Consider the following 11,478-nt stretch of genomic DNA (forward strand, 5'->3'; position numbering starts at 1 on the left):
CGCATTCTGCCCGAGTTTCCGGGGGTAACAGACGACTGTTCCCGAGGAACGGACGACTACTTCTTGCCCTTGGCCGAGCCACCGCTGTCGTCGCTGGACAGCACGGCGATGAAGGCCTCTTGCGGAACCTCCACAGAGCCCACCATCTTCATCCGCTTCTTGCCTTCCTTCTGCTTCTCCAGCAGCTTCCGCTTACGGGAGATGTCACCGCCGTAGCACTTGGCGAGGACGTCCTTGCGGATGGCGCGGATGGTCTCGCGGGCGATGACCCGGGAGCCGATGGCCGCCTGGATGGGCACCTCGAAGGCCTGCCGCGGGATCAGCTCGCGCAGCTTGGCGACGAGCCGCACGCCGTACGCGTACGCCTGGTCCTTGTGCGTGATCGCCGAGAAGGCGTCCACCTTGTCGCCGTGCAGCAGGATGTCGACCTTGACCAGGCTGGAGGTCTGCTCGCCGGTGGGCTCGTAGTCGAGCGAGGCATACCCGCGGGTCTTGGACTTCAGCTGGTCGAAGAAGTCGAAGACGATCTCGGCGAGGGGCAGGGTGTAACGGATCTCGACCCGGTCCTCGGAGAGGTAGTCCATGCCGAGCAGGGTGCCGCGCCGGGTCTGGCACAGCTCCATGATCGAGCCGATGAACTCGGAGGGCGCGAGGATCGTGGCGCGCACGACCGGCTCGTACACCTCGTTGATCTTCCCCTCGGGGAACTCGCTCGGGTTGGTGACCGTGTGCTCGGTTCCGTCCTCCATCACGACCCGGTAGACCACGTTGGGCGCGGTGGCGATGAGGTCGAGTCCGAACTCACGCTCGAGCCGCTCACGAATGACGTCGAGGTGCAGAAGGCCGAGGAAACCGACGCGGAACCCGAAGCCGAGGGCGGCGGAGGTCTCCGGCTCGTAGACGAGCGCGGCATCGTTGAGCTGCAGCTTGTCGAGCGCGTCACGCAGCTCGGGGTAGTCGGACCCGTCCAGCGGATAGAGGCCCGAGAAGACCATGGGCTTGGGGTCCTTGTACCCGCCGAGCGCCTCGGTCGCGCCCTTGTTCAGGGTGGTGATCGTGTCACCGACCTTGGACTGGCGGACGTCCTTCACACCGGTGATGAGGTAACCGACCTCACCGACGCCGAGCCCGTCGGCGGGCAGCATCTCGGGCGAGTTGGTCCCGATCTCCAGCAGCTCGTGCGTGGCGTTGGTGGACATCATCCGGATCCGCTCACGCTTGTTGAGCTGCCCGTCGATGACTCGTACATACGTCACGACACCCCGGTAGGAGTCGTACACGGAGTCGAAGATCATCGCGCGCGCGGGCGCATCGGCGACACCGACCGGGGCCGGGATCTCGGCGACGACCTTGTCGAGCAGCGCCTCGACGCCGAGCCCGGTCTTGGCGGAGACACGGAGTACGTCGTCCGGCTCGCAGCCGACAAGATTCGCGAGCTCTTCAGCAAACTTCTCAGGCTGAGCGGCCGGCAGATCGATCTTGTTGAGTACGGGGATGATCGTGAGCTCGTTCTCCATCGCCAGGTACAGATTGGCGAGGGTCTGGGCCTCGATGCCCTGCGCGGCGTCGACAAGGAGGACGGTCCCCTCGCAGGCGGCCAGCGACCGGGACACCTCGTACGTGAAGTCCACGTGCCCGGGGGTGTCGATCATGTTGAGGATGTGGGTGTTGCCCGGGTCCTCGGTCGGCGCCCAGGGCAGACGGACCGCCTGGGACTTGATCGTGATGCCACGCTCGCGCTCGATGTCCATGCGGTCGAGGTACTGGGCACGCATCTGCCGCTGCTCGACCACCCCGGTCAGCTGGAGCATGCGGTCGGCGAGCGTGGACTTGCCGTGGTCGATGTGCGCGATGATGCAGAAATTGCGGATCAGAGCCGGGGCGGTACGGCTCGGCTCGGGCACATTGTTAGGGGTCGCGGGCACGCAGGGTCCTGTCTCTTGAGGCGCCTGTCGCCTCGGGTCGGATCGATACGTAGGTTCCATGGTCCCACGGGTGGGGGACTGCGACCGGTTTGGGCCGCCTGGGCACGGGTCCGACGCCTGGTTTGGGCCGGTCGAACGCTGACTGGTAGCCTGGGTGGCTGTGTCTCATGCCCTCTCTGCAGGAGGCACATCCCAAGGAAATCAAACGGCGAGCGAGACGTGCTGTCTCGTGCGCCTGAACCTGTAAAGGCTCATTCGTGGCGAACATCAAGTCCCAGATCAAGCGGATCAAGACCAACGAGAAGGCCCGGCTGCGCAACAAGGCCGTCAAGTCTTCCCTGAAGACCGCGATCCGCAAGGCCCGCGAGGCCGCTGCCGCGGGTGACGTCGAGAAGGCCACCGAGTACACGCGCGCTGCGTCGCGCCAGCTCGACAAGGCCGTCTCGAAGGGCGTCATCCACAAGAACCAGGCCGCCAACAAGAAGTCGGCGCTTGCTTCGAAGGTCGCTTCCCTCAAGGGCTGAGTCGGCCGAGTCCTCTCGGACTCGTCCCCTGACTTGACCGTCGGCTGGACCAGAGCGGGCCCTCTCTCATCCGCTCCCACCCGACACCCCCGGACCCACGCGCGGCCTGCGTTCGCCACGCGGGCGTGGATCCAACAGCTTGAACCGAAGGCCCCGTTCCTCTCCTTCCCCAGGAGGGCGGACGGGGCCTTTGGCGTTGGGGGCCTCCGGCATGGCTCGGCTTGTCAGTCCGTCCGGCGTTTGAGGACGAGGCCGTTCAGGCCGATGCGGGGGCCTGGAACCGGGAGCCCCAGGGGCAGCACCCCCCAGGGGACGGGAAGGGGTAGGGGGCGGCGGGGGCGTAAACCCTTCAAGCCCGCCACCGACGCCGAGAACCTAACCCCGTCGAGACCGAGCCGCCCGAGCGATAGCAACGACGGCCTTCTCCAAGGCGTACTCGGGATCATCCCCGCCCCCCTTGACCCCGGCGTCAGCTTCGGCAACGGCCCGCAGGGCGACAGCAACCCCATCCGGAGTCCACCCCCGCATCTGCTGCCGCACCCGGTCGATCTTCCAGGGCGGCATCCCGAGCTCACGGGCAAGGTCGGCCGGACGCCCCCCACGGGCGGAGGACAGCTTCCCGATCGCCCGCACCCCCTGCGCCAGCGCACTGGTGATCATCACAGGCGCGACCCCGGTCGACAGGGACCAGCGCAACGCCTCCAACGCCTCCGCGGCCCGCCCCTCGACCGCCCGGTCGGCGACCGTGAAGCTCGACGCCTCGGCCCGCCCGGTGTAGTACCGCCCGACGACAGCCTCGTCGATCGTCCCCTCGACATCCGCGGTCAGCTGAGACACCGCGGAAGCGAGCTCCCGCAGATCGCTCCCGATGGAGTCGACGAGCGCCTGACAGGCCTCCGGCGTGGCCGACCTGCCCAGCGCCCGGAACTCACTCCGCACGAACGCCAGCCGGTCCGCCGGCTTCGTCATCTTGGGGCACGCCACCTCCCGCGCCCCTGCCTTGCGCGCGGCATCGAGCAGCCCCTTGCCCTTGGCCGCACCGGCGTGCAGCAGCACGAGAGTGATCTCCTCGGCCGGTGCCTCCAGGTACGCCTTCACGTCCTTGATGGTGTCGGCCGACAGATCCTGCGCATTGCGTACGACCACGACCTTGCGCTCGGAGAAGAGCGACGGACTCGTCAGCTCGGCAAGGGTGCCGGGCTGCAACTGGTCCGGGGTGAGGTCCCGTACATCCGTGTCGGCGTCGGCGGCCCTGGCGGCGGCCACCACCTCCTGCACGGCACGGTCGAGCAGGAGATCCTCCTGGCCCACGGCAAGCGTGACGGGGGCGAGAGGGTCGTCATGAGCGGTCTTCTTGGCCATCACCGAAAGCATCCCACGAGCCACTGACAACGCCCGCCGCACGGGTGCCTCCGGCCGACAACAGCGCCGTGGTTGGGGGCGCCGGGAGCCCCGCCCCGACTGGAGCACTGGGGACCGCTCCCGGGTTGGGGGGACGGGAACGTGCGGCCCGGTTGGGGGTACGTGGGACGTGGGCTTGCGGCCCCGGTTGAGGCTACGGGGACGTGCGGCCCCCGTTGGGGGTACGTGGGCCTGCGACCCCCGGTTGGAGGCTGCGAGGACCTGCGCCCCCGTTAGGGTCGTGGGTTACCCGCGACCTGGTTGGAGGTCGCAGGGCCTGCGACCCGGTTGGGTGCTGCAAGGAAGTGCGCCGCCGGTTGGGGGCCCTGGTCCCTGCGACCCGATTGGGTGCCGCGGGGAACCGCGCGACCGGCCGCAGACGGCCCGCGACGGCAAACCACCTGCTGTCCGGGGCTCTCCCAGCGAAGCACTACGGCTCCTCCCTCCAGCCGTCCCACTCCCCCGCGAACTCGTCGAGCTCCTTCGGGTCGAGCCGCTCCTCGGAGTCCGTCAGGACCACCAGCCACTGCGCGTCCTCGGCATCGTCCTCACCGGCCAGCGCGTCCCGTACGAGCTGCGGCTCCTCAGCGAGCCCGAACCGGTCACCGAGCGCCTCCGCCGCCTCTTCCGCGGCATCGCGGTCGGGCAGCACCAGCACATGTCTCACATCGCTCACGTGGACATTTTCCGATACCCCTGGAGCAGCCGACGCCGGGGACGGCCAGTCCGACGTTGCCTCGCGGTGAAGGCGATCACCGAACGCATCCGCCCCCGCAGCTACCGCGTCTCCCGCCCCCTCCGCATTCCCGTGCCGCGAGTCCCCGCCATCACTCCCAGGCCTCCCGCGCATGCCGTCCCCGACTCACTCCCGCGCCTTCCTCACCTCCGGCACCCGGTCCAACTCGATCCCGAAGCGCTCCCGATACGTGGCCAGCACCTCCTCGTCCGTGGCCAGCTCCGACACCTCCTTCGTCCCGTCGGCCGTCGTCACCGTAAAGTTCCGGCCGCTGAGCGTGATCCGTCCCCCGTCCTCCGTGACCCGCGAACAGACCAGCGACCGCCCGAAATGCGACACCGGCGAGGTGCTGTGCCACCAGGCCCCGGTGACGAAGTCACCGAGCACCCGCGGCCGCACCTCCAGGCGGTACTGCGCCTTGCCGTCCCGGATGACATCGAGATCCTCGCCCTTCCGCGCCCCGCCGCCACCGCGCACTCCCGCCGCATCCGGCCCCGACTCGGCAATCCGGAACGTGCCGCCCGGATCCTCCTGCTCCCCCCTCTCACCGAAGACCAGCGGGTAGTGGCTGTGCGCCCCGAACCCGACGTCGGTCAGCCAATCGCCCCCGTCCGCCGTCCGCACCCGCAGCGCGAGATGGTCGTACGGAATCCCGAGCCGCCCCTCCTTGCCGTACACCCGCGCCGCGAGCAGCGTCACATCGAAGCCCAGCGCCCCCAGCAACGCCCCGAACGCCCCGTTCAGTTCGTAGCAGAAGCCACCCCTGCGCGCGCCCACGAGCTTGTCCAGCAGCCGCTCCTCCTCCAGCACGATCTCCTCACCGAGGTGGATCGACAGGTTCTCGAAGGGCACCGTCTGCAGATGGCGCAGCTGAAGATCGCGGAGCACATCGGACGTGGGCCACGCGGGGTGCTGGGCCCCGATCCGGCGGAGGTAGGCGTCGGCCTGTGCGGATTTCATGAGTTCAGTCTCTCGCCACGCTCAGCCCTCCGCCCGCACCGGCGACGGCCAGCGCCCCGTCCTCGTCCGTACGCAGCACCACCGCACCCGAGGCCCGCAGTGCCGCGACGGTGCTCGGCGCGGGATGCCCGTACGGGTTGTCCTTACCGCACGAAATCAGCGCGAGCCGCGGGGCCACCCTGCGTATGAGCTCCGGGTCCTGGTAGGCGGAGCCGTGATGGGCGACCTTGAGGACGTCCACGGCTCCCAGCTCCTCGGCCGCCGACGATCTCAACAGGGCCTGCTGGGCCGGGGGTTCGAGATCACCGAGCAACAGCAGCCGCAGCCCCGCGGACCGTACGAGCAGGGCGACACTCGCATCGTTGGGGCCGTCCGGCGTCGGGGCCGGGTCCGGTGGCGGCCACAGCACCCGCCAGTCGAGGCTTCCCGTGCGCCGCCGCTCCCCCGCCACGGCCCGTGTCACGGGGATGTGCCGTGCGGCCGCCTCCCTTCGTACGAACTCGGCCTGGTCCGGCGGCTCTTCGAAGCCGGTCGTCTCGATCGCGCCCACCGAACGCCCGCTCAGCACGCCCGGCAGCCCCGCCACATGATCGGCGTGGAAGTGCGTCAGTACGACGAGCGGAATCCTGGTGACGCCGAGCGCGCTCAGACAGCGGTCGACCAACACCGGGTCGGGCCCGGCATCCACCACCACCGCGGCACCGTCGCCCGCCGCGAGCACCGTCGCGTCACCTTGCCCCACGTCGCACATCGCGAACCGCCAGCCGGGCGGCGGCCACCCCGTGATCACCCTGGTGAGAGGCGGCGGCTGCACCACGACCAGCAGGAACAGCACCACGCAGGCCCCGCTCAGCCACGGATGCCTCAGGAGCCGACGCCCGACGAGCACGATCACGGTCGTCACGAGAGCGAGCAGCAGCGCTCCCGTCCAGCTGCCCGGCCAGTCCACTCCCCCACCGGGCAGAGCCGCTCCGGTCCGCGCGATGTCCGCGATCCACCGGGCGGGCCAACTCGCGCACCACGCCAGGGCCTTGGCGACGGGCATCGCCACTGACGCCGTCGCCAGTGTCGCGAAGCCCAGCACCGTGGCCGGAGCGACCGCGAACTCCGCGAGCAAATTGCACGGCACCGCCACGAGGCTCACCCGAGCCGACAGGACGGCGACCACCGGTGCGCACAGGGCCTGTGCCGCGCCGGCCGCGGCGAGCGCCTCGGCCAGGCGCGGCGGCACACGGCGCCTCTGGAGCGCCGCACTCCATCGCGGGGCGAGGGTGAGCAGGGCGCCGGTCGCGAGGACGGAGAGCAGGAAGCCGTAACTGCGGGCCAGCCACGGGTCGTACAGCACCAGCAGCAGGACAGCCGTGGCCAGCGCGGGGATCAGCGATCTGCGGCGTCCGGTCGCGATGGCGAGCAGCGCGATCGATCCGCAGGCCGCGGCCCGCAGCACGCTCGGGTCCGGCCGGCACACGATCACGAAGGCGAGCGTGAGCGCTCCACCGAGCAGTGCGGTCGCCCGGAGCGGGACGCCGAGCCGCGGTGCGAGACCACGCCGCTCGGCACGCTGGGCGAGGCCCGGCGGTCCGATGAACAGGGCGAGCAGGATCGTGAAGTTGCCGCCGCTGACAGCGAGCAAATGTGTGAGATCGGTCGCCTTGAACGCATCGTCCAACTCCGCCGGGACGCGCGCCGTGTCCCCCACCACCAGCCCCGGCAGCAGCGCCCGCGCATCTGCCTCCAGCCCGTCGGTGGCCTGCCGCAGACCTTCACGCAGCCGACCGGCGAACCGCTGCGGCCCGGACGGCTCTCCCACCACTTCGGGCGGCCCGCTGCCCCGCACGCGCAAGACGGCCGCGATGTCGTCCCCACCCGACAGGGCGGGCACGAGCCGCGCCGACACACGCAGCCGTGTGGATGGCAGCAGCGACAGCCAGGGCGAGCCCGCACCTGAGAGCCGAGGCGAACCCCTCGGCGAACGTGCGTCGACGATCATCAGCACCGGCGCGCGCGTCGCCATGACCGTCCCGTCCGCGCGTGTCACCCGCGTGACCTCCGCGTCCAGCAGCACGGCTGTCGGAGCCATGTGATCCCCCTTGATCCGGGGCCGGGTGAGCCGTGGATCGGAGGTGATCTCCACCTCGGCGGTCACGTTGGCGAACTGCCGTGCCAGGGAAGGAACGGGCCCGCGCCGCAGATCCGCCCCGTGCAATCCGGCGGAGGCCGCCGCCGCGGCGACACAGAGCAGCACGGCGGCAACGGAGACCCACGGCCACGAGCGCGACCGCTCTGCCCCGTGTCCCTTCCCGCCGCCGCCTGTGCCTCTCCGCCCCGCCACCAGCAGCACGCCGGCCGTGATCAGTGAGGCCGCCACCACACCGGTGACCCAGCCCGGCGAGGCACCCACCGTCACGGCCGCCGTCACCCAGGCCGCCAGTGCGGGCGGCACGAGCCGGAGATCCGTCGGCCCTTCCTCCCGGGGATGCGAGGCCCCCAGCCGCTTGCCCGAGGCGGCATGCACGGCCCGTCGACTCGCGGCGCCGAGCACACTCGCAGGGTTCGACGCGGCCCCCGCCGCGCCCGCCGCTCCCTCCGAAACCTCTGGCCCCTCCTGCGCCTCGGGAATCTCCGGCGCCTCCGGTCCGCTCATGGCCGTACCAGATTCCGCAGGTCGGCGAACCGGCGATCCCCGATGCCATTCACCTCGCGGAGTTCGTCGACCGAGCGGAAACCGCCGTGCTGGGTGCGGTAGTCGATGATGTGCTGGGCCAGGACGGGGCCGACGCCCGGGAGGCTGTCGAGTTGGTCCACGGTGGCCGTGTTGAGGGCGACCGGGGCGGAGGGTGCCGCACCGGCGGCGGATCCACCCGTGCCGACCGGGCCCGTACCGCCCGTGCCCGGTCCCGCCGCGGACGCGGGAGTGCCGACCACGATCTGTTCGCCGTCCACAAGGAGACGCGCGCGGTTGAGGCCGTCGGTGTTCGTGCCGGGGCGTACCCCGCCCGCGGCGCGCAGTGCGTCCGCGACGCGTGAACCGGTCGGCAAGCGCTGAAGCCCTGGGCTGCGCACCTTGCCGCTGACGTCCACGACGATCGCCGTACCGGCCGCACCGACGGCGCTCGGCGCCCCGGCCGAGGCATCCGGTCCCACGTCCGACTGCTCCCCCTGCCCGGCCTTTTCGCCGTAGGGAGCCGCCGCCCTCACCACCTCGGGGGCTCGGACCGACTGAGTCCTGCCGGCCCAGAAGTGCTGCACGGCGAAGACCGCGGCGGCGACCAGTAGCACGGTGAGCGCTGCCACGCTCTTGCGTTCGAGACCGCACCTCGACTGCAGCCACAACGGCATCCGCTCCCGCATGGCAAGCCCGACCCGCTCCCGCCAGACCGCCCCCGACTCCGCAGCACTCGAAGCGACATCGGCGGACGCATCGGCGGACGCACCAACGGAGCCATCGACGGACGCGCCGACGTGAGCCTCGGCGTGAGCCGCGTCGACACACACTTCAGCGTGCGTTTCGGCGTGCGTTTCCGCGTGCGTTTCCGCGTGCGTTTCCGCGTGCATTTCGGCACCAGCAGCCACACCCGCGCCCGGTTCGAGGCGGTCCACGGCCCTGCTTGCCGGGGAGTCGGCGGAGCTCAGCAACCCGCGCGCCCAGGCCCCTTCACGGTCTAGTGCCCCTCGCGCCCGAGAGTCGGCAGAGGTGAGCGACCCGCGTACCAGGGCCCCTTCAGGCTTCAGTACCCCTTGCGCCCGGGAGCCGCCAAAGCTCAGCGACCCGCGTGCCCGGGCGCCGTCAGGGTGCAGGGTTCCCCCCGCTCGTGACCCGCCACGCGCCAAGCCCCCGCCGACCCGGTTCCCCAGTTCCCATACATCGGCAACACCCGTCACCACCGCAGTGCTCGCCCGCGGTCCGTCCCCGACATCCCGGTCCGCCCCCGGTGGCCCGTTCCCCAACTCCTGTCGCTCTCTTACTCGTTCGGCGAAGAGCGCCTCCGCGCGCAGCCGGAGGGCCTCGGCCGATGCCTCGTGGCGTCGGACACGGCTTCGCGGGTGCCGGCGGCGATGGCGGCTGCGGCCGTCGGAGACGGGACCACGGCCGGGGCCGCTGGTGGGTGTTGCTGTGCGTGAGCGTGATCGAAGTGCCATGCGACGAGGATGTGGCACCTGGCAGTCTCGCGATGATCTTGCTCAATTTCCGTGGACTACCGGCCAGTTGTGGATAACTCCATCACCCACAAGTGGTGCGCGCACTCACCGAGGTGAGACAACTGCCCCCAGCAGCCCGGGCCCCGTATGCGCCCCGATCACCGCACCGACCTCGCTGACGTGCAGATCGGCCAGACCGGGCACCCGCGCCCGCAACCGGTCCGCGAGGGCCGACGCCCGCTCAGGGGCGGCCAGATGGTGGACGGCGATGTCGACCTGGGCGCTGCCCGCCCGCTCGGCCACGATCTCCTCCAGCCGGGCGATCGCCTTGGACGCCGTCCGTACCTTCTCCAGGAGTTCGATGCGGCCGTCGTCCAGCTGCAGCAGCGGTTTCACCGCGAGCGCGGAGCCCAGCAGTGCCTGTGCGGCCCCGATCCGGCCGCCACGGCGCAGATAGTCGAGCGTGTCGACGTAGAAGTACGCGGAGGTGCCCGCAGCCCGCTTCTCCGCAGCCGTGACCGCCTCGTCGATCGTGCCGTCCGCCTCCGCGGACTCGGCCGCGGCCAGCGCGCAGAACCCGAGGGCCATCGCGACCATCCCGGTGTCCACCACCCGCACCGGCACCGGCGCCTCCCGTGCCGCGACGACGGCGGCGTCGTACGTCCCGGAGAACTCGGACGACAGGTGGAGGGAGACAATGCCGGTGGCGCCGGACTCGGCAACCTTGCGGTATGTCGCGGCGAAGACCTCGGGGCTGGGCCGGGACGTCGTGACGGGGCGCCGCTTCTGCAGCGCCTGGGCAAGGGAGCGGGCCGAGATCTCGGTGCCCTCTTCGAGCGCCTGGTCACCGAGCACCACGGTCAGGGGCACCGCTGTGATGCCGTGGCGCTCCATCGTCCGCGGCGGCAAGTAGGCCGTTGAATCGGTGACGATCGCGACATGGCGGGACATGAGCTGGAGGTTACCTGTCGGGGCGGGCGGGCGGCAGCCCGGCCCCTCCCACCTGCGGCTGGATCGGCCGGATCAAGTGGTGCTCTCGGGGCGGGGCTTCTTCTGCCAGGGGTAGGTGGGGCGTCGGCCCGGCGGGGTGATGGCAGAGCGCGTCGGCTCTTCGGCCACCTGGGACGCCGGGCTTTCCGGCCAGGTCTGCCCGTCGGAGGCGGACGCCTCCGACGCCGGCGCCTCTGGCCAGGAGGCCGCGGGCTTCGGCTCGGTCGTCCAGTGCCGCAGTGCGCCGGCCTCCACGTCTATCTGCGCGCTCAGCGCGTCCAAGTCGTCGTCCGCGAAGCGGCGGGCCCGGTCGCGCGCGGCCCAGCGCAGCGAGTCCGCCGACTGCGTGATCCGCTCGGTGCGCTCGCGCAGCCCGGGCAGTCGCGAGGCGAGCGCGCCCCGGTCGGGCTCGGTCTCCAGGCGCTTGAGCTCGTCGTCCAGTTCGTGCCCGTGCACGCTGAGCCGCTCGAAGAGGCCCAGGGACTCCTTGAGGGACTGGTCCTCCGCAACGCCCGCGTGCAGCGCGTCCTGGGTGGCCCGCATCGACGTGCGCAGCTTCAGGCGGAGCTGGGCCAACTCGCCCAGCGGGCCCGGCTGGGCAAGGGTCTTGGCGCGCAGCGTGGTGTCCTCGACCGTGCGGCGCGCCTGCGAGATCGTGCGGTCCACACCACGCTTGGCGGCCCCGACCACCTTCACCGTGGCATACGCGCCCAGCACCACGAACAGCAGGAAGAGCAGGGCGACAACTGTGATCACGGCTTCCATCACACTCCTCCTCCAACCGGTCGCGACAGCTGCCGCC

Annotated in this window: 9 protein-coding genes; 1 reads left to right on the plus strand and 8 read right to left on the minus strand. The window is 70.9% G+C overall.

The genetic code is table 11. The annotated features are described in order from the left end of the window. Positions 1–56: 56 nt before the first annotated feature. Positions 57–1,925 carry a translation elongation factor 4 gene (lepA, locus tag ACFY0T_RS05075; RefSeq protein ID WP_388864653.1) on the minus strand — a complete coding sequence of 623 codons (1,869 nt, stop codon included), beginning with the start codon at positions 1,923–1,925 and terminating at the stop codon, positions 57–59. Between the two features lie 257 nt (positions 1,926–2,182). Here lepA and rpsT point away from each other — a divergent pair, with 257 nt between their 5' ends. Continuing rightward, complete coding sequence (rpsT, locus tag ACFY0T_RS05080; RefSeq protein WP_028802556.1) at positions 2,183–2,449, plus strand: 30S ribosomal protein S20; 267 nt, start codon at positions 2,183–2,185, stop codon at positions 2,447–2,449. Between the two features lie 375 nt (positions 2,450–2,824). On the opposite strand, the gene holA is transcribed toward rpsT, so the two are convergent. From holA to ACFY0T_RS05115, 7 genes are all read right to left on the minus strand, one after another. After that, on the minus strand, positions 2,825–3,811 hold the full coding sequence (gene holA / locus ACFY0T_RS05085) for a DNA polymerase III subunit delta (RefSeq protein ID WP_388864655.1): 987 nt from the start codon (positions 3,809–3,811) through the stop codon (positions 2,825–2,827). A 469-nt stretch (positions 3,812–4,280) separates the two neighbouring features. Beyond that, on the minus strand, positions 4,281–4,526 hold the full coding sequence (locus ACFY0T_RS05090) for a hypothetical protein (RefSeq protein ID WP_388864656.1): 246 nt from the start codon (positions 4,524–4,526) through the stop codon (positions 4,281–4,283). Between the two features lie 186 nt (positions 4,527–4,712). Beyond that, the gene (locus ACFY0T_RS05095) at positions 4,713–5,546 is read right to left on the minus strand and encodes an arylamine N-acetyltransferase (RefSeq protein ID WP_388864658.1); all 834 of its coding nucleotides are present in this window, start codon (positions 5,544–5,546) and stop codon (positions 4,713–4,715) included. Between the two features lie 4 nt (positions 5,547–5,550). Further along, on the minus strand, positions 5,551–8,061 hold the full coding sequence (locus tag ACFY0T_RS05100; protein WP_388864757.1) for a ComEC/Rec2 family competence protein: 2,511 nt from the start codon (positions 8,059–8,061) through the stop codon (positions 5,551–5,553). 125 nt (positions 8,062–8,186) lie between these two features. After that, positions 8,187–9,101, minus strand: coding sequence for a helix-hairpin-helix domain-containing protein (locus ACFY0T_RS05105; protein WP_388864660.1), 915 nt, complete (start codon positions 9,099–9,101; stop codon positions 8,187–8,189). Between the two features lie 690 nt (positions 9,102–9,791). Beyond that, positions 9,792–10,637, minus strand: coding sequence for a DegV family protein (locus tag ACFY0T_RS05110; RefSeq protein ID WP_388864662.1), 846 nt, complete (start codon positions 10,635–10,637; stop codon positions 9,792–9,794). 72 nt (positions 10,638–10,709) lie between these two features. Next, positions 10,710–11,441 (minus strand): hypothetical protein, encoded by a 732-nt coding sequence (locus tag ACFY0T_RS05115; protein WP_388864663.1) that lies wholly within the window; start codon positions 11,439–11,441, stop codon positions 10,710–10,712. Positions 11,442–11,478: the final 37 nt, after the last annotated feature.

The sequence above is a fragment of the Streptomyces sp. NPDC001530 genome (assembly GCF_042894545.1).
Taxonomy (GTDB): Bacteria; Actinomycetota; Actinomycetes; order Streptomycetales; family Streptomycetaceae; genus Streptomyces.

Coding starts and splice junctions, on each gene's coding strand:
- holA (WP_388864655.1), bottom strand. CDS start 3,811: ATGGCCAAGAAGACCGCTCATGACGACCCTCTCGCCCCCGTCACGCTT.
- ACFY0T_RS05095 (WP_388864658.1), bottom strand. CDS start 5,546: ATGAAATCCGCACAGGCCGACGCCTACCTCCGCCGGATCGGGGCCCAG.
- ACFY0T_RS05105 (WP_388864660.1), bottom strand. CDS start 9,101: ATGCACGCGGAAACGCACGCGGAAACGCACGCGGAAACGCACGCCGAA.
- ACFY0T_RS05110 (WP_388864662.1), bottom strand. CDS start 10,637: ATGTCCCGCCATGTCGCGATCGTCACCGATTCAACGGCCTACTTGCCG.
- ACFY0T_RS05115 (WP_388864663.1), bottom strand. CDS start 11,441: ATGGAAGCCGTGATCACAGTTGTCGCCCTGCTCTTCCTGCTGTTCGTG.